This window comes from Labrys sp. Lb11 (genome assembly GCF_057554225.1).
In genome coordinates, this window is record NZ_BAAJOT010000001.1 from 570,943 (window position 1) to 588,349 (window position 17,407).

15 protein-coding genes and 1 riboswitch are annotated in these 17,407 nt (G+C 70.6%); of the genes, 4 read left to right on the forward strand and 11 right to left on the reverse strand.

The window, feature by feature from the left end:
- Positions 1 to 18: 18 nt before the first annotated feature.
- The 3 genes from ileS to AC27L4_RS02685 are packed head-to-tail and all read left to right on the forward strand — an operon-like array spanning position 19 to position 4,178.
- Positions 19 to 2,985 carry an isoleucine--tRNA ligase gene (gene ileS / locus AC27L4_RS02675; protein WP_487140404.1) on the forward strand — a complete coding sequence of 989 codons (2,967 nt, stop codon included), beginning with the start codon at positions 19 to 21 and terminating at the stop codon, positions 2,983 to 2,985.
- 31 nt (positions 2,986 to 3,016) lie between these two features.
- Positions 3,017 to 3,517 carry a signal peptidase II gene (gene lspA, locus AC27L4_RS02680; RefSeq protein WP_487140405.1) on the forward strand — a complete coding sequence of 167 codons (501 nt, stop codon included), beginning with the start codon at positions 3,017 to 3,019 and terminating at the stop codon, positions 3,515 to 3,517.
- A gap of 37 nt (positions 3,518 to 3,554) precedes the next feature.
- On the forward strand, positions 3,555 to 4,178 hold the full coding sequence (locus tag AC27L4_RS02685) for a hypothetical protein (protein WP_487140406.1): 624 nt from the start codon (positions 3,555 to 3,557) through the stop codon (positions 4,176 to 4,178).
- 122 nt (positions 4,179 to 4,300) lie between these two features.
- Here the strand turns inward: AC27L4_RS02685 and AC27L4_RS02690 are convergent, their stop codons facing one another.
- The gene (locus AC27L4_RS02690; RefSeq protein ID WP_487140407.1) at positions 4,301 to 4,564 is read right to left on the reverse strand and encodes a hypothetical protein; all 264 of its coding nucleotides are present in this window, start codon (positions 4,562 to 4,564) and stop codon (positions 4,301 to 4,303) included.
- Positions 4,565 to 4,667: 103 nt separating this feature from the next.
- On the reverse strand, positions 4,668 to 6,476 hold the full coding sequence (gene mutL, locus AC27L4_RS02695) for a DNA mismatch repair endonuclease MutL (RefSeq protein WP_487140408.1): 1,809 nt from the start codon (positions 6,474 to 6,476) through the stop codon (positions 4,668 to 4,670).
- A gap of 339 nt (positions 6,477 to 6,815) precedes the next feature.
- Between mutL and AC27L4_RS02700 the strand changes: the two genes are divergently transcribed.
- The gene (locus tag AC27L4_RS02700; RefSeq protein WP_487140409.1) at positions 6,816 to 8,024 is read left to right on the forward strand and encodes a calcium-binding protein; all 1,209 of its coding nucleotides are present in this window, start codon (positions 6,816 to 6,818) and stop codon (positions 8,022 to 8,024) included.
- 72 nt (positions 8,025 to 8,096) lie between these two features.
- Here AC27L4_RS02700 and AC27L4_RS02705 read toward each other — a convergent pair whose 3' ends face one another.
- The 9 genes from AC27L4_RS02705 to AC27L4_RS02745 all read right to left on the reverse strand — a co-directional run bounded on the left by AC27L4_RS02705 (position 8,097) and on the right by AC27L4_RS02745 (position 17,381).
- Positions 8,097 to 8,819, reverse strand: coding sequence for a CbtA family protein (locus tag AC27L4_RS02705; protein ID WP_487140410.1), 723 nt, complete (start codon positions 8,817 to 8,819; stop codon positions 8,097 to 8,099).
- 9 nt (positions 8,820 to 8,828) lie between these two features.
- The gene (locus tag AC27L4_RS02710; RefSeq protein WP_487140411.1) at positions 8,829 to 9,014 is read right to left on the reverse strand and encodes a CbtB domain-containing protein; all 186 of its coding nucleotides are present in this window, start codon (positions 9,012 to 9,014) and stop codon (positions 8,829 to 8,831) included.
- Positions 9,015 to 9,123: 109 nt separating this feature from the next.
- Positions 9,124 to 9,316, reverse strand: a riboswitch (cobalamin riboswitch).
- 56 nt (positions 9,317 to 9,372) lie between these two features.
- A complete protein-coding gene (locus AC27L4_RS02715; RefSeq protein ID WP_487140412.1) occupies positions 9,373 to 9,636 on the reverse strand; it encodes a hypothetical protein in 264 nt (87 codons plus the stop codon).
- Entirely contained in the window at positions 9,633 to 10,493 is an 861-nt protein-coding gene (locus AC27L4_RS02720; protein ID WP_487140413.1) for a patatin-like phospholipase family protein, read from the reverse strand. Before AC27L4_RS02720 ends, AC27L4_RS02715 begins: the two co-directional genes overlap by 4 nt.
- A gap of 9 nt (positions 10,494 to 10,502) precedes the next feature.
- The gene (locus tag AC27L4_RS02725; RefSeq protein WP_487140414.1) at positions 10,503 to 11,402 is read right to left on the reverse strand and encodes an alpha/beta fold hydrolase; all 900 of its coding nucleotides are present in this window, start codon (positions 11,400 to 11,402) and stop codon (positions 10,503 to 10,505) included.
- 41 nt (positions 11,403 to 11,443) lie between these two features.
- Entirely contained in the window at positions 11,444 to 12,718 is a 1,275-nt protein-coding gene (gene purD / locus AC27L4_RS02730; RefSeq protein ID WP_487140415.1) for a phosphoribosylamine--glycine ligase, read from the reverse strand.
- A gap of 159 nt (positions 12,719 to 12,877) precedes the next feature.
- Positions 12,878 to 14,401 carry an SRPBCC family protein gene (locus AC27L4_RS02735; RefSeq protein ID WP_487140416.1) on the reverse strand — a complete coding sequence of 508 codons (1,524 nt, stop codon included), beginning with the start codon at positions 14,399 to 14,401 and terminating at the stop codon, positions 12,878 to 12,880.
- A gap of 13 nt (positions 14,402 to 14,414) precedes the next feature.
- On the reverse strand, positions 14,415 to 14,852 hold the full coding sequence (locus AC27L4_RS02740) for an SRPBCC family protein (RefSeq protein ID WP_487140417.1): 438 nt from the start codon (positions 14,850 to 14,852) through the stop codon (positions 14,415 to 14,417).
- A gap of 309 nt (positions 14,853 to 15,161) precedes the next feature.
- Positions 15,162 to 17,381 carry a flotillin family protein gene (locus tag AC27L4_RS02745; RefSeq protein WP_487140418.1) on the reverse strand — a complete coding sequence of 740 codons (2,220 nt, stop codon included), beginning with the start codon at positions 17,379 to 17,381 and terminating at the stop codon, positions 15,162 to 15,164.
- Positions 17,382 to 17,407: the final 26 nt, after the last annotated feature.

The following is a 17,407-nucleotide window of genomic DNA, read 5'->3' on the forward strand; positions in this document are numbered from 1 at the left end:
CACGACGGACGATCATCGATGACCGCCTCAAACGCCCCTGTTGCAGAGGGCTTCGACTATTCCAGAACACTGTTCCTGCCCGAGACCGCCTTCCCGATGCGCGGCGGCCTGCCGCAGAAGGAGCCGGAGATCCTGGCGCGCTGGCAGAAGAACCACCTTTATCGCCGGCTGCGCGAGAGCTCGGCCGGCCGGCCGAAATTCCTGCTGCATGACGGCCCGCCCTATGCCAACGGCAACATCCATATCGGCCATGCGCTCAACAAGATCCTGAAGGATCTCGTCACCCGCTCGCAGCAGATGCTCGGCTTCGACAGCAATTACGTGCCGGGCTGGGACTGCCACGGCCTGCCGATCGAGTGGAAGATCGAGGAGCAGTACCGCGCCAAGGGTCGCAACAAGGACGAGGTGCCGCTGGTCGAGTTCCGGCGGGAATGCCGGACCTTCGCCGAGCACTGGGTCGACGTGCAGCGCGAGGAGTTCAAGCGCCTCGGCGTCGAAGGCGACTGGGCCCATCCCTACCTGACCATGACCTATCCGGCCGAGGCGCGTATCGCGCGCGAACTCATGACCTTTGCCATGACCGACCAGCTCTATCGCGGCTCCAAGCCGGTGATGTGGAGCGTGGTGGAGAAGACCTCGCTGGCCGAGGCCGAGATCGAGTATCATGACCATACCAGCGACACGATCTGGGTCGCCTTCCCGGTGGTCGCCTCGGCCGACCCGGCCCTGGCCGGGGCTTCGGTCGTGATCTGGACGACAACGCCCTGGACCATCCCCGGCAACCGGGCGATCTCCTATGCCGGGCGGGTCGCCTACGGCCTTTATCGCGTCACCGCGGCGCCGGAGAGCAATTGGGCCGGGGTCGGCAGCACCTATGTGCTGGCCGACAAGCTCGCCGACGGCGTGTTCAAGGCCGCCAAGGTCGAGGCGTTCGAGCGCCTGCGCGACGTCGGCGCGGCCGATCTCGCGGCGTTGACCTGCGCCCATCCGCTGCGGGGCCTCGGCGGCGGCTACCTGTTCGACGTGCCGCTGCTCGACGGAGACCACGTCACCGACGATGCCGGCACGGGCTTCGTCCACACCGCGCCCGGCCACGGCCGCGAGGACTTCGACATCTGGATGGCGAGCGGCCGCGCCCTGGCGGAACGCGGCATCGACGCCAGGATCCCCTACACCGTCGACGGCGACGGCTTCTACACCGACGAGGCGCCCGGCTTCGGCCCGGCCAGCGGCCATGCCCGGCGCGTCATCACAGACAAGGGCGAGACGGGCGACGCCAACAAGGCGGTGATCGAGGCGCTGGTCGCCGCCGGGCGCCTGGTGGCGCGTGGCCGGCTCAAGCACCAGTACCCGCACAGCTGGCGCTCGAGGAAGCCGGTGATCTTCCGCAACACGCCGCAATGGTTCATCGCCATGGACAAGCCGCTCGGCGACGGCACCACGCTGCGTTCGCGGGCGCTGACCGCCATCGCCGCGACGCAATGGGTGCCCGAGAGCGGCGAGAACCGCATCAACGGCATGATCGCCAACCGGCCGGACTGGGTGGTGTCGCGCCAGCGCGCCTGGGGCGTGCCGATCGCGGTCTTCGCCCGGGCCGACGGCACCGTCCTCAAGGACGAGGCGGTCAACCGGCGCATCTTCGAGGCCTTCGAGGCCGAGGGCGCCGACGCCTGGTACCAGCCGGGCGCGGCGGAGCGCTTCCTCGGCGAGGGCTATGACCCGGCGGAGTGGCGCAAGGTCGACGACATCCTCGACGTCTGGTTCGATTCAGGCTCCACCCACGCCTTCACCCTGGAGGACCCGGTGCACTTCCCGGGCCTTGCCGGCGTGCGCCGCAAGGTCGACGGCGGCGAGGACACGGTGATGTATCTGGAGGGCTCGGACCAGCATCGCGGCTGGTTCCATTCCTCGCTGCTGGAGAGCTGCGGCACCCGCGGCCGCGCGCCCTACGACGTGGTGGTCACCCACGGCTTCACGCTCGACGAGCAGGGCCGCAAGATGTCGAAGTCCGTCGGCAACACCGTGGCGCCGCAGGACGTGATCAAGCGCTCCGGCGCCGACATCCTGCGCCTGTGGGTGGCGACGACCGACTATTGGGACGATCAGCGCATCGGCCCGGAGATCCTCAAGACCGTCGAGGAGACCTACCGCAAGCTGCGCAACACCCTGCGCTGGATGCTGGGCACGCTGGCGCATTACCGCGTCGACGAGGAGGTGGGGCCTGAGGAGCTGCAGGCCTTCGAGCTCGAGCGGCTGATGCTGCATCGCCTGGCCGAGCTCGACGCCCTGGTGCGCGAGGCCTATGCCGCCTACGACTACAAGCGCGTGGTCGCGGCGGTGTCGGCCTTCATGACCTCGGAGCTCTCGGCCTTCTATTTCGACATCCGCAAGGATGCGCTCTATTGCGACCCGCGCTCGTCGCTGAAGCGCCGGGCCGCGCTCGGCGTCGTCGACAAGCTGTTCAACTGCATCGTCGCCTGGCTGGCGCCGGTGCTGGCCTTCACCGCGGACGAGGCCTGGACCTCGCGCTTCGGCGAGGCGTCCTCGGTGCACCTTGAGACTTTCCCGCCGGTGCCGGCCGCGTGGCGCGACGACACGCTGGCGGCCAAGTGGGAGGGGGTCAAGCGGGTGCGGCGCGTCGTCACCGGCGCGCTGGAGCTGGAGCGCGCCGGCAAGCGCATCGGCTCCTCGCTGGAGGCCGCGCCGGTGGTGCACGTCGCCGATGCCGCCACCCGCGCCGTGATCGAGAGCGTGCCCTTCGACGAGGTCTGCATCGTCTCAGGCCTGACGATCGCCGACGGCGAGGGGCCGGCGGAGGCGTTCCGGCTTGACGGCGTCGACGGGGTCGCGGTGGTGCCCCGCCAGGCCGAGGGCGTCAAATGCGCCCGCTCCTGGAAATATTTCGATCCTGCCACTGCCGATCCGGCCTATCCCGGCATCACCGCCAGGGATGCGCGGGCGATGCGGGAATGGCAGGCGGCATGAGCCGGCGTTTCGAAGCAGCGTGAGCGGGCCGATGGCATCCTTCCTGCGCGGCCCGCTCACCGGCCTCGGCCTTACCGTCGCGATCGCGGCCGCCGTGGTCGACCAGATCCACAAGCTCTCGATGCTGTTCGTCTTCGACGCCGCCAACCAGCCCGCGATCGAGGTGACGCCGTTCTTCGAGATGACGCTGGTTTGGAACTACGGCGTCTCCTACGGCCTGTTCCGGCAGGAAAGCAGCACCGGACAATGGGCCCTGGTGGGCTTTTCGGCCGTGGCGGTCATCTTGTTGTGGATCTGGCTCGCCCGGACCAGGTCGCAGATCGAGGCGGCGGGGCTCGGCCTGATCATCGGCGGCGCCGTCGGCAACGCCATCGACCGTGCCGCCTACGGCGCCGTGGCCGACTTCTTCCATTTCCACGTCGGCGCCTTCAGCTGGTACGTGTTCAACCTCGCCGATGTTGCCATCGTTGCGGGGGTGGCGCTCCTCCTGTATGAAGCGTTCATGGGCAAGGGGCGGCCGGGCGTTGCTTGAGCGGCGCCTGCAGCTTTCGAGGACGGATATGCGGACGATGACATTGCGAGCCTTGGTCGCGGCCGGTGCGCTGGCCACGATGGCTTCGCTCTCGGGCACCGCCCAGGCGCAGGAGATCGGCGTCAACTTCTTGAGCAAGATCCTCGGGATGGATGATGACCAGCCGGCGATCAACTACTCCGAGCGAGCGCCGCTGGTGCTCCCTCCCAAGCGCGAGATGCGCCAGCCGACGGTTTCACCGGCGGAGGGCGATCCGTCCTGGCCGAAGGACCCCGACCAGAAGAAGCGCGCCAGTTTGCGCGAGGGCATGACCCGGGGGCCGGCCAGCAGCTCCAGCGATCTTCTCTCGCCGGAGGAAATGGCCGCCGGCGTGCGCGAGGGCCCCAGCCGCGACAAACGCTCGCCGACGCAGGCCCAATTTGACTATGATCACCAGTCGAAGGCGCTCAACCCTCGGGAACTGAACCGCAAGACGGCGCTCGGCCGTTCGACCGAGCCGCTGGCTCCCGGCGTCGAACCGGTCAGGCGTTCGCTGATCGAGCCGCCGAAGGGCATGCGCACCCCCTCCGCCGCCGCGCCGCTCACGGGCGACGAGCCGTTGGCCTCCGAGGCGGAGGAGAACGCCAAGAAGGCCTGGTACCAGAAGATCTTCCGCGACTGACGCCCCCGGGGCATCGCCCGGATGCGGATTGCCGCGGGACAGGACGCTGCGGGCCTTCTCCTTGACTGGAGGGGCCTTTGCGTGAGGACGTGCGGCGGGTCAGCTCTTCCCGTGTCCGGCGCTCAATAGCGCGCCGGCGGATCGCTGGCGGGAAATGATTCGTCGGATGCTTCGTCGACGGTGTCCCACTCCGAGGGTGGGAACGTCATCGATTCCGGTCCGGCCGGCCGACCGCCGCCGGCTCTCGCGAGCCTGATCGGCGCCGGCGCGGTGCTCTCGCGGCTGCTTCGCTGCACGCTCTCGCGCAATCGTCCGTTCTGCGCCGCGAGCACCGACATCAGGCCGATCGCGGCCAGGGGAGCGAAGGTCTTCAGAAGGGACGTCATGGCAGCCCACCCTTAAAAGGTCTCCTACCGGACAACGGGCGGCGGGGCCCGGAGTTCCGTCTCATAGGCCGGCGACGGGCACGATGTTCGGGGGGACGGCGCGTCATCGCCGGCCGAACAGCGCCTCGAGGTCGGCGAGCTTCAGCGAGACATAGGTCGGCCGGCCATGGTTGCACTGGCCGGAATTGGGCGTTGCTTCCATCTCGCGCAGCAGCGCATTCATCTCCGCCGGCAGCAGGCGGCGCCCGGCCCGGACCGAGCCATGGCAGGCCATGGTCGCGGCGACATGGTCGAGCCGACGCTCCAGCACGATCTCCGAGCCCCATTCCGCGAAGCCGTCGGCAAGGTCGCGCACCAGCCGGCCGGGGTCGGTGTCGCCGAGCGCCGCCGGCATGGCGCGCACCAGCACGGCCCCCGGACCGAACGGCTCCAGCACCAGGCCGAGACTGGCGAGGTCGTCCGCCCTGGCCGCGAGCCGCTCCACATCGGCTGGATCGATGTCGACCACTTCGGGGATCAGCAGCATCTGCGAGGCGACGCCGGCGCTGGCGCGCTCGCGCTTCAGCCGCTCATAGACCAGGCGTTCATGCGCCGCGTGCTGGTCGACCAGGATGACGCCGTCGCGGGTCTGGGCCAGGATGTAGGTCTCGTGCAATTGGGCGCGCGCCGCGCCGAGCGGCCGGTCGAGCGCATCCGGCTCCGGCGCCGCCGCATGGGCCCGGGTATCGGCCGAGGGGCCGGCGAGGCTCTCGAACGCGGCCTGTTCGCTTTCGCGCAAGCCCCAGGCTCTTGCCGGGGCGGCCGGGGCCGCCGGCGAGGTGCGCCAGTCCCAGTCGCGAGCCGTGGAGGCCGGATGGCCGCCGGCCGGGGCGGCGCTGCGGCCGAGCAGGCCGAGCGCGGCCGCGCCGTTGGTGCTGGCGGCGCGGCTTGAGTGGAGCTCGAGAGCGGTACGGATGGCCGAGACGATCAGGCCGCGCACCAGGCCGCCGTCGCGGAATCGCACCTCGGCCTTGGCCGGATGGACATTGACGTCGACCTCGCGCGGCGGCAGGTCGACGAACAGGGCCAGCACGGGAAAGCGGTCGCGCGGCAGGTGGTCGGCATAAGCGCCACGCACCGCGCCGAGCAGCAGCTTGTCGCGCACCGGCCGGCCGTTGACGAACAGATATTGATGCTGGCCGGTGCCGCGGTTGAAGGTCGGCAGGCCGATCCGGCCGGTGAGGCGCACCTTCTCGCGCTCCGCATCGATCGCCACGGCATTGTCGGCAAAATCGGCGCCGATCACGGCGGCGAGGCGCTGGGTGAGATCGCCGGTCGCCGCATAGGTGACGGGCTGGTGGTCCTCGCCGGCCAGGGTGAAGGCGATGTCGGGATGGGCCATGGCCAGGCGCTTGACCACGTCGGCGATGGCGGCTGCCTCGGTACGCTCGGTCTTGAGGAATTTCAGGCGCGCCGGCGTGGCATAGAACAGGTCGGTGACCTCGACGCGGGTGCCGGCGGTCAGCGCGGCCGGCTTCACGGGGCCCTTGACGCCGGCGTCGATGGCGATGGCGACGCCGTGGGCCGCGCCGGCAGCCCGCGTGGCGATGGCAAGGCGCGACACCGAGGCGATCGAGGGCAGTGCTTCGCCGCGAAAGCCGAGCGTGGCGATGGCGAGCAGATCCTCGGTCGGCAGCTTGGACGTGGCGTGGCGCTCGACCGCCAGGGCCAGATCCTCGGGGCTCATGCCGCAGCCGTCGTCGACGATGCGGATCAGCCGCTGCCCGCCGCCGGCCGTCACCACCTCGATGCGCGTGGCGCCGGCGTCGACGGCGTTCTCGACCAGCTCCTTGACGGCGCTCGCCGGCCGTTCGACCACCTCGCCGGCGGCGATGCGGTCGATCAGGATCTGGGGCAGGGCGCGGACGGGCATGGGCTGGGTTCACGTGTCGAGTCGCCGCCGATTATAGCAAGCCCGGCGAGGCTCGCTCGCCCGTTGTTCCCGCCTGCCGATCGTCGTGCCCTCGCGGCGCCTTCGCCGATGGCGACGGAGGGGGGCGGCGTGGCCGATGGCTCGATCCCGGTCGACGACACGGCGTCGCGCCATCCATGCCGCTCGCCGGGGTCGGCGTGGGCGCCCGTCTCCGCCGGCCGGTATGCCTTTGCGGCATTCCGTAATGATTCCAGAGTATGGGATGGTCCGAAAGAGTTTGATCGGACAGGTTTTTCCATCCTAGGATCGTGAATCCGGGCGCGAGAGAGGATGAGGACCATGGCGGCTTATGCCAGCTACAATGTCTGGGTCGATCGAGATAGCGCTCTTTTCGATATCCAGATCGACTACACGATCGATGCCTATATCGACCCGGAGACCAGCGAGTATTTCGGCGACACGTCCTGGGGCGCGAGCTACGGCGACGGCACCGGCTGGGTCAGCGGATATAGCGGCGAGTCGGGAACGGCCGGCATCAGCCTCGGCCTCGACCCCGATTCGGGCGAGAACGTCGTGACCGACCATGTCGCCTTTTCGGCGATGAACACCTTCAGCGCCGACAGCGTCTACCTCGACCTCGACATCCAGGTGGCGGCCTATGCCACCACCGCCCTGACGCGCGTCGGCGGCGCCGGCATGGATGTGATCATCACCGGTTCCGGCGACGACACGGTCAGCGGCAAGGGCGGCAATGACACGGCCAGCGGCGGGGCCGACAACGACGTGATCAACGGCGGGGACGGAAACGACCGGCTCTCCGGCGATGCGGGCGCCGACGTGCTCTACGGCGGCGCCGGCAACGACACCCTGATCGGCGGTGACGGCGCCGACACCATGGTCGGCGGCGTCGGCAACGACACCTACTACGTCGATGACGGCTTCGACATCGTCAACGAGACGGCCGCTTCCGGGATCGACCGGATCTACGCGGTGGTCGACGTCAGCCTGGCCAACACGGCGATGGTCCGGGGAGACGTGGAGACCCTGGTGCTGATCGGCACCGGCAACCATGCCGGCACCGGCAACGGCCTCGACAACACCATCACCGGCAATTCCGGCAACAACACCCTGGCCGGCGGCGGTGGCGACGATACGCTCAAGGGCGGCGCCGGGCAGGACCGGCTGACCGGCGGGGCGGGGGCCGACAAGCTGACCGGCGGCACCGGCGCCGATCTCTTCATCGTCGGCGCTCTGGCCGAGAGCACCATCGCGGCTGCCGGCCGCGACACCATCCTCGACTTCAGCCACGCCCAGGGCGACCGCATCGACCTGCGCGGGATCGACGCCCGCGCCGATCTGGCCGGAAACCAGGCCCTCCAGTTCATCGGCACCTCGGCCTTCTCGCACCACGCCGGCGAGCTGCGCTATCGCGTCACGGCCAGCGGCAACGCCTTCGTCGAGGGCGACCGGGACGGGGACGGCACCGCCGACTTCTCGATCCTGGTCAACGGCATCACGGCGTTCCAGGCCAACGACTTCCTGCTTTGAGCAGGGCGTGAGCCCGACAAAAAAACCCCTCTCCCGACGGGAGAGGGGCATTGTCCGCGTGTGTGCCCGGTTTCAGCCGCGCGAGAAGCGCTGGTGCAGCGCGCCGGTGACGCTGCCGAGCACCGCCCAGGACAGGAAGCTCGTCACGGTCACGGCGACGACGAACTGATGCCAGAGCGACTCCGGCACGTTCGTGGCCTCGTCGGCCGGCGGCGGCGCGCCGATGAGGTGAGGCGCGACGATCAGGGCGACGCCCAGCACCGCCGCCCAGGGGGCGCGCCTGAACACGATCAGGCCGATGCCCGCCGCCGTCGCCAGCGCCGTCCCGATCCACCAGGTCTGACGCGGCCCGAGTTCGGTTGCCGGCATGCCCGGCAGTTCCGGGGGCAGGCCGAGGCTGGGCGCGATCGTGAACACCGCAAAGCCGGCCAGGCCCCAGATCAGGCCCTCGCGCCAGGTGATCGCGCGGCCCGAGATCACATAGGCGCTGGTCAGCAGCAGGGCAAAGCCAATGGCGGTGAGGACATCGGCGAGCGCGGTGAAGGCGTTGCGCTGGAAGCCGTCGGCCGGTTCCCAGGCCTCGGCGTCATGCTCGTGGGCCGCGGCGCCGGCCTGGTGCTCGTGCGCCGCCTGGGCCTCGGCCGCTGCCGGCGCGGCAGCCTCGGCAGCCTTCTCGTAGACCTCGGCCTTGAGGATCAGCGGCACGGTGCCGAACTGGTGGGCGAACGTGACCAGCAGCCCGGCAATCAGGCCTGCGACGACCGAGGTGAAGACGATGGACCGGAAGATGCTCACGGCGCCGTCTCAGTGACAGGGGAAGGCGTTGGAATGCCGGGTGTCGTGGGCGGCGTTGTGCAGGACGTCGATCGGCGAGAAACCGACCATGCCAAGGACGAGAATGCCCAGGGCCAGGGCGGCGAAGGCCTGGATCAGGACGCTGGCGCGGTCGCGGACCGCGGTATGGCCGATGACGGCCGATTGCTGGGACATGCGACGCTCCTCGCTTGCGAAATCACCCGCGGATCCGCGGCGGGAGAGCGAGAAGCCGCAAGCACCGGCCTCGAGAGCCGGTTCTTGCACCACTCGGGACACCCCGCCCGGTCCTGGACCAACAACGGCAGGTCTCCTGGCTCGCGGGTCGGTGTCTCAGGCCGGCCTTCCCGGTTTCCCAGTGGCTCGATTCGGTCTTCGACTCGCCGCTTACAGTTGCGGGGGCAGCCGGCGCTTCGGCCTCGCGGCCTCACGACGTTCCCTTTTGACCCCTTGCGGGGACCGTTGAAGCCTTGGACGCTACCGATGGGGCAGGAGGGTGTCAAGGAGAGGCGCGACATCCCATGTCTTTCCCGCGTCACGGTCGGGCGGCGGCGCGTCGGATGTCGCGGCTGTTCAGGTGGAAATTCGCCTGCCGGCCGAGGGCCGCCCGGGCGATCTTGGCCCGCGCCGCCGCCTCGAACACAGCCCGATGCGCCGCGAACCAGGCGAGGCAGTCCTCGGCCGTGCTCTCCCGTCCGACGAGGATGCGGAAGGCCCGGCGGTGCACGACGCACAGCCCGTCATGGCCGGCGGCTCGGAAGGCGAGAGAATCGATGTCGGGGCGCCATATGGCGGTCATGCCCGCTCCAGCAGGGCGGCGAGCCTGCGCTTCAGTTCCTCCTTCGCCGGCCGGGCCAGGCGCAGGATGACGCTGACCCGGAAGAAGTCGAGCACGCCGAAGAGGTCGACGTCGGGCCGGATCAGGATGTCGGGCGGGTGGCGCGCCAGCTTCTGGTCGATCAGCGAGCCCTGCAGGATCTGCAAGGCGCCGAACACCGCGTCCCACGGCCCGGGCAGGTGCTCCCGCGCCGGCCGGAGCGGGCCGCCGGTGACGTCGACGCCGACCACGATGTCGGCGTGGGCGCGGACATGATCGATCGGCAGGGGATTGACCGCACCGCCGTCGATGAGCACGCGGCCGTCGATCTCCACCGGCCGGATCAGGCCTGGAATGGCGATGGAGGCGGCGACGGCCCGGTGCAGCGGCCCACTGGTGAACGCCACCTCCCGGCGGGCGTAGAAATCGGTGGCGACGATCGTCAGCGGCGTGGCGCAGGCGCCGAAGTCCGGCGCCACCGCCTGCGGCAGCAGCAGCGCGCACAGGGCCTCTGGATCGATCAGCATCGGATTGCCGAAGCCGGAAAAGATGTCGACGAAGCGCCCGGCCCGGGCTTCCATCACCTTGGCGAGCATGCCGCGCCGGTCGCGCAACGTCGCGACCGTGACCTCGCGGATATCCCTGGCCGGCATGCCGGAGGCATAGGCGGCGGCCAGGATCGCGCCCATGGAGGTGCCGGAGAGCGCCACAGGCCTGACGCCGAGCTCGTCGAGTGCCTCCAGCATCGGGATATGCGCCAGCCCGCGGGCGCCGCCGCCGCCGAGCGCGATCGCCACGCTCGGCGCGCCGTGGGGCCGCGACTGGGATCGGCCGGTCAACGCGGCCCCCTAGGCGAAGAAGCGCAGAAGCGCCGCCGCTGTTGCCGCCGGGTTCTCCTCGGCGAGGAAATGGCCGCCTTCGATCGCCGTGCCGGCGACGTCGTCGGCCCATTCGCGCCAGACTTCGAGGGGACCGCGCCCCTTGGCGGGGAAGCCTTCGGCGCCCCAGGCGGCGAAGAGGGGACAGCCGATCCTGCGCCCGGCCGATCGATCCGCCGCATCGTCGTCGCGATCGACGGTGGCGCCGGCGCGGTAGTCCTCGCAAAAGGCGTGGATGCGGGCGGGATCATTGAAGGCGGCGCGATAATGGGCCATGGCGCGGGGGTCGAAGGCATCGAGCGTGCCGCCGGCGGTCCAACTCGCCAGCGTGTGCTCGAGGTAGGGCAGGGCGGCGGCGCCGATCAGCGTCTCCGGCAGGCGGCCGGGCTGGGCCAGGAACAGCCAGTGATAGGTCGACATGGCGTGGGCGGCGTCCATGCCCTGCCACATGTTCCAGGTGGGAACGATGTCGAGCACGGCCAGGCGCTCGACCCGGCCGGGATGGTCGAGAGCCAGCCGATAGGCGACGCGCCCGCCCCGGTCATGGCCGGCGAGACGGAAACGGACATGGCCGAGCGTCGCCATGACGGCGACGGCGTCGGTCGCCATCGCGCGCTTGGAGAAGACGCGATGCTCCGGGTCCGAACGCGGCGCGGAGGACCAGCCATAGCCGCGCAGATCCATCAGCACCAGGGTGAAATGCTCGGCCAGCGCCGGAGCGAGGCGGTGCCACATCACATGGGTCTGCGGAAAGCCGTGCAGCAGCAGGAGCGGCGGGCCGTTGCCGCCGGACCGGGCGAAGATGCGTCCGGCTTCGGTGTCGATCCAGTGCGAGGCGAAACCGGGAAACAGGTCGGCAAGGTCGGGCATGGCGGCATCTCTCCCTGCGATACGCCACCATATGACCCGATTCAGGCCTTGCGTTCCACTGCCCGCCAGCCGATGTCGCGCCGGCAGAACCCCTCCGGCCAGTCGATCGCGGCCACGGCCTCGTAGGCCCGGGCCTGCGCCGCCGCGACGCCGGCGCCGACGGCGGTGATGCCGAGCACGCGGCCGCCATTGGCCAGGATGCGGTCGCCGTCGCGCTTCGTGCCGGCATGGAAGACCAGGACGTTCGGCATCGATGCCGCCTGCTGCAGATTGCGGATCTCGCTGCCGTTCTCGTAGGGGCCGGGATAGCCCTGCGTCGCCATCACCACGCAGAGCGCGGCCTCGTCCTTCCAGCGCAGCGAGACGGATTTGAGCACGCCGTCGGTCGCGGCGATCAGGGCCGGCAACAGGTCGGAGCGCAAGCGCGGCATCAGCACCTGCGCTTCCGGATCGCCGAAGCGGACATTGTATTCGATCAGCTTCGGCCCGTCCTTGGTGATCATCAGGCCGGCGAACAGCACGCCCTTGAACGGCGTGCCGCGAATGTTCATCGCCTTCACCGTCGGCAGCACGATGGTGTCCATCACCTGCGCCTCCAGCTCCGGCGTCATCACCGGCGCCGGGGAATAGGCGCCCATGCCGCCGGTGTTGGGACCCTTGTCGCCGTCGAAGACACGCTTGTGGTCCTGGGCGGAGGCGAGCGGCAGGGCGTGCTTGCCGTCGCACAGGGCGAAGAAGGAAACTTCCTCGCCTTCCAGGAAGTCCTCCACCACCACTTCGCCGCCGGCCTTGCCGAGGCCCCCGTCCAGCATCATGTCGATGGCGGCGGCCGCCTCGGCCATGGTCTGGGCCACCACGACGCCCTTGCCGGCGGCGAGGCCGTCGGCCTTCACCACGATCGGCGCGCCGCGGTCGCGCGCATAGGCCTTGGCCCAGTCCGCGTTGGAGAAGCGCTGATAGGCGGCGGTGGGGATGCCGAATTCGCGGCACAGATCCTTGGTGAAGCCCTTCGAGCCCTCGAGCTGGGCTGCGGCCTTGCCCGGACCGAAGGCCTTGATGCCGGCGGCGGCGAGATCGTCGACCAGGCCGGCGACCAGCGGCGCCTCGGGACCGACGACCACGAAGTCGACCGCATGCTCGCGGCAGAAGGCGATGACGCCGGCATGGTCGGCGGTGTCAAGCGCGACGCAGATCGCGCATTCCTCGATGCCGGGATTGCCCGGCGCCGCATAGAGCCGATCGCAGAGCGGGCTTGCGGAAATGGCCCAGGCCAGGGCGTGCTCACGCCCGCCGGACCCGATGAGAAGGACGTTCATTCGACCCGCCGTCGCTGGAGATGTTGCCGTTCCGACCTTTGCCCGATCGGGGGCGACCTTGCAACGCGCGCATCGACTGCGCAGGGAGGCAGGCGCGGTCCGTGCGGTCATGCGGCGCGGATAACCGGCGAATCAGGTGTACTCTGGCGCGGCGAGGCGTCAGGCCGGCGCGCCGGCCGCCGCCGGGATCAGCACGAGCGACCCGATGGTGCGCCGGGAGGCCAGCCGGCGATGCGCCTCGGCCGCCTCGTCCAGCGCTAGCTGCCCGGCGATTTCGGGGCGCACCGTACCGTCCCGCACCAGGGCGAACAGACGGGCGGCGCGGGCGGCGAGTTCGTCACGGTGGCCCGCATAGTGCCCGAAGCTCGGCCGTGAAAGGCGAGCGGACTTGGCGGCGAGGCGGTCGAGGTTGCGCTCGCCGAGCGGGCCGCTCGCCTGGCCGTAGCTGACGAGGTGGCCGCGCCGGGCCAGCAGGTCGAGCGAGGCCTCGAAGCTGTCGCGGCCGAGGCCGTCGAAGACGACGTCGACCCCGCGCCCGGCCGTGGCGGTCCGCACCGCCTCGGCCACGTCGCTTTCGGCGCCGCAGGCCATATGATCGCAGCCGGCCCGGCGCGCCGCCGCGGCCTTCTCCTGCGTCGAGACGGCGCCGATCACCGTCATGCCCCCGGCCTTGAGCAGGCGGGCGAGGATCAGGCCGACGCCGCCCGCCGCCGCCCGCACCAGAGCAACGTCTCCGCGGCGCGGCGGGTGCACGTCCGTTGCCAGGATATCGGCCATCAGGCCCTTGAGGAACACGGCCGCGGCGGCGTCCTCGGGGATGTCCGGCGGCAGGCGCACGACCAGGTCCGCCGCCATGCTGCGCAGGGCCGCATAGGCGCCGGGTGGATGGCAGGCATAGACCACGCGGTCGCCGGGCCCGAGATGGGAGACGCCGGGGCCGATGTCGAGCACCGTGCCCGCCGCCTCCAGGCCGGGCGTGCCGGGCAGGGCCATCAGCGCGACGTCGCCGGTCCGGCAATGCAGGTCGATATGATTGACGCCGACCGCGGCCTGGCGGATCCGCACCTCGCCGGGCCCCGGCGGCGGCACGTCGACGAGGCGCGGCACCAGCACCTCCGGCCCGCCATGGCGCTCGACGACGATCGCCTGCGCCCGCAGCGTCTCGCCGCCGCGGGAGCGGGGAGCGGTCGCGGCCGGAAGCGGCCGGATCGCCGGAGGCAACCCGGAGACCGGCGCGCGACGGCGTTCGGAGGGCTCGAACCGGCGCTGCAGCGCCGCGAACCCCGCCTCGTAGATCTCCTCGGCCACGAGGTGGGCGAGCGCCTGCGCCTGCGCCGGCGGCGGCGCGAAGCGGCTCTGCCACACCAGCAGCGTCCGGTCGCCGTCGGTGACCGGCTTCAGGCTCATGGTGGCGACATAACCGTCGAGGCGCACGGGCGCTTCGACGAGGCAATAGGTCAGGCTGCGATCGCGGTCGGAGAGGGCGATCAACTGCTCGCGCAGGTGCCCGCCGCCGGCGAGATCGAAGGCGCGGACGCCCCCGACAAGGTCCGTCGCCGCCCCGTCCTCCATCCGGCTGCGGGCGATCGCCGGGTGCCAGCCGGCATGGCCGTTGAAGTCGCGCAGCAGGCGCCAGACCTCCTCGACCGGCGCGTCGATCACCGTGCTCCTGACGATCCGCACGGACGCCATCGCGTCAGCCGCCGAAACGGGTCTGGAGCGCGCGGAAGGCCGCCTGGAAGACGTTCCGGCCGATATGTCCGACCAGCTCGGCCTCACGCGCGGGCGGGCAGTCGAACTCGGCGCTCCATTCGGCGAAGGCGCGGTTGCCGTCGGTCACGGGAATGAGCCGCAGCGTGGCGACGTAGTTCTCCACGCCCATGGGGCTTTCCAGGATCGAATAGCTCATCGACAGGTCGTAGTCGGAGAGGGCGAGCAGCCGCTCGCGGATCCGCCCGCCGTCGCGCAGGCGGAAATTGCGGATCGCGCCGACCCTGTCGGCCGGCTCGTTCTGCTCGATCCGGCTCTCGGCCACGAAGGGCGTCCAGCCCGGCAGTCCGTTGAAGTCCCGGATCACCGCCCAGACCTGCGCCGCCGGGGCCGCGACGATGCAAGACACATAGACCTTGGCCAAGGGATGCTCCTCGTCAGCAATGGGGGCGGGCAGGCATGAGCGGGGAGGCCCCGGGCCGGAGGCGCGGCCGGCTCCGTCCTTGCCGCAGCCTTCCCGTCACGGCGGCGCTTGACCCGGCCGTCCGCGCGCCCGCGACGCCGGCCGGGCCTGATGCATCCGGGAGAGGAACCTTTCCCGATGCCGCAGCCGATCGCGTGGATGGGCGGATCAGGTCCGCCCATGACGGTCGCGGATACGGCAGCCGGCGCCGCCCTCGCCGCTTCCGCCGGCCGAGGTCGCGCCCGGCGTCGCAAGGCCCGATCCGCCGCATCAGTCGTCGTCCCGGCGGTCGGCCCGGCCCTCGCCCTCGCCTTCGTCCTTGCGCGCGCCGCTGTCGCCCTTGTCCTTGCGCCGGTTGCGGACGATGGAATCAAGGTCCTTGGCATCGCGCAGCACGTCGGTCATGCGGCCGATGCTGGCGCCGTCGATGCCGACCTCCTTCATCAGGCTGTCGATCATCGGCGCCTGCACGCGGTAGCGCAGGGCGCTGTCGATCACCTCGTCGGTGACGTTCTTGCGCCCCCCGTCCTGGCCGCCGCCGAGGCCGTCGACATGCAGGATCTTGATGCCGTCGATCTTCTCCATCGGCCGGGCGCTCTCGCGCACGATGCCTTCGATCTTGTCGAGCAGCTTCATGCGGGCGCGCGAAGCCCGCGCCTCGGCGGTCAGGACATTGTCGGCCTCGTTGGCCTGGCGCTGGCCTTCGGCGTCGACCTTGTAGCGCGTCGCCTCGGCTTCCGTGCGGATCCGCGTCGCGTCGGCCTCGCCCTTGGCGATGATGCGCTTGGCCTCGGCGAAATCCGCGGCCGCGTCCTGCTCCGCCCTGGCCTTGGCCGTGAGGTGCAGCCGCTCGCGTTCGACGTCGCGGGCGGCGGCGATGAGGTCGATCGCCTTGCGCCGCTCGGCGATCTCGCGCTCGCGCGCGGTGAAGACCTGTTCCTCCGCCAGGATCGCCGCGGCGCGGGCGGCCTCGGCGTCGGCAATGGCGGCGGAGCGCTCGCGCGACTTGGCCGCGACTTCGATCGCCTTGTCGATCTCCGCGATCTCCAGCACCTTGTCGCGCTCGACCGCGAGCCTGCTGAGGTCGCGGTCGCGCACCACCCGGGCCTCGCCCAGGCCACGCTCGGTGGCGATGCGGGCGCGTTCCACCTCTTCGCCGGAGACGATCTCCGCCTCCTCGAAGGCCTGGCGCTTGGCGATCTCCAGGGCCTGCAGGGCGCGCTCACGCTCGATCCGCGCCTCGTCGAGGCGGCGTTCGGACGATACGCGCTCGCGCTCCACATCGGTGCGCGAGGCGATTTCGGCGCGCCGGGCCTCGACGTCGGCCTGGATCACCTCCACCGCCTTGCGCGACAGGGTGATCTCGCGCTCGCGCTCGGCCAGCTCCAGGCCGAGGCGGCGTCCGACCTCCAGCTCCTCCTGCTCGCGCTGGCGGCGGATGCGCTCGCGCTCGACGGCGAGGCCGAGGGCGATCTCCTCCCGCTCGGTCTGCTCGCGGCTGCGCAGCTCCGTCTCCTCCACGGCCTGCCGGCGGGCGATCTCGCGCTTGCGGACCTCCTCCTCGCTGGCGATGCGGCTTTCGGCGAGCGCACGCTCCTGGGCGATGCGCGTCTTCTCCGTCGCCTCGGCGGCGGCGAGCTGGGCCTGCTGGGCCTCCTGATCGCGCTGGGCCCGTTCGCGCGCCAGCTCGGCCCGCTGCACCGCCCGGCGGATCTCGATCTCCCGTTCCTGCTCGATCCGCGCATATTCGCTCTCGCGGTCGATCTGCAGCACCCGGCGTTCGGATTCCAGGTTCTGGCTGCGGATCTCGACCATCGTCTGCTGCTCGATCTGGTTGCGCATCTTGCGGCGCATCTCGATCGTCTCGGTCAGCTGGGTGAGGCCTTCCGCGTCGAAGGCATTGGCCGGATCGAAGAACTCCAGGCTGGTCTGGTCGAGATCGACGAGCGAGACGGTCTCCAGCTCCAGGCCGTTGAAGGCGAGCGCTTCGGCGGCCTGCTCGCGCACCCGCGCCATGAACTGGCTCCGGCGCACATGGATCTCCTCCAGGGTGAGCTCGGCGGCCACCGCCCGCAAGGCCGAGGCGAACTTGCCCTCGAACAGTTCGCGGATGCCGTCCTGCTGCAGCAGCCGCCGGCCCAGGGTCTGGGCGGCGACGGCGACCGCCTCCCGCGACGGCTGCACCCGCAGGAAGAACTCGGCGATCAGGTCGACGCGCATGCGGTCCCGGGTGATCAGCGCGTTCGACTGGCCGCGCCTCACCTCGACCCGCATCACGGTCATCTGGACCGGCGTGACCTCGTGCAGCACGGGGATGACGAAGGCGCCGCCGTTGATGACCACCTTCTCGCCGCCGAAGCCCGTGCGCACGAACGCCATCTCCTTGGTCGAGCGGCGATAGAGCCAGCGCAGCAGATAGACCGCGATCGCCACGACGATCGCCGCGACGATCAGCCAGAGAATGAGCGTCCCGATGATCTCACCAGCCATTGCCGTTTCCTCCCGGCCGGCCGACG

What these genes read in the sequence shown, in the direction of transcription:
- ileS (WP_487140404.1), top strand. Translation starts at nt 19, where the DNA reads ATGACCGCCTCAAACGCCCCTGTTGCAGAGGGCTTCGACTATTCCAGA.
- lspA (WP_487140405.1), top strand. Translation starts at nt 3,017, where the DNA reads ATGGCATCCTTCCTGCGCGGCCCGCTCACCGGCCTCGGCCTTACCGTC.
- AC27L4_RS02685 (WP_487140406.1), top strand. Translation starts at nt 3,555, where the DNA reads ATGACATTGCGAGCCTTGGTCGCGGCCGGTGCGCTGGCCACGATGGCT.
- AC27L4_RS02690 (WP_487140407.1), bottom strand. Translation starts at nt 4,564, where the DNA reads ATGACGTCCCTTCTGAAGACCTTCGCTCCCCTGGCCGCGATCGGCCTG.
- mutL (WP_487140408.1), bottom strand. Translation starts at nt 6,476, where the DNA reads ATGCCCGTCCGCGCCCTGCCCCAGATCCTGATCGACCGCATCGCCGCC.
- AC27L4_RS02700 (WP_487140409.1), top strand. Translation starts at nt 6,816, where the DNA reads ATGGCGGCTTATGCCAGCTACAATGTCTGGGTCGATCGAGATAGCGCT.
- AC27L4_RS02710 (WP_487140411.1), bottom strand. Translation starts at nt 9,014, where the DNA reads ATGTCCCAGCAATCGGCCGTCATCGGCCATACCGCGGTCCGCGACCGC.
- AC27L4_RS02715 (WP_487140412.1), bottom strand. Translation starts at nt 9,636, where the DNA reads ATGACCGCCATATGGCGCCCCGACATCGATTCTCTCGCCTTCCGAGCC.
- AC27L4_RS02725 (WP_487140414.1), bottom strand. Translation starts at nt 11,402, where the DNA reads ATGCCCGACCTTGCCGACCTGTTTCCCGGTTTCGCCTCGCACTGGATC.
- purD (WP_487140415.1), bottom strand. Translation starts at nt 12,718, where the DNA reads ATGAACGTCCTTCTCATCGGGTCCGGCGGGCGTGAGCACGCCCTGGCC.
- AC27L4_RS02745 (WP_487140418.1), bottom strand. Translation starts at nt 17,381, where the DNA reads ATGGCTGGTGAGATCATCGGGACGCTCATTCTCTGGCTGATCGTCGCG.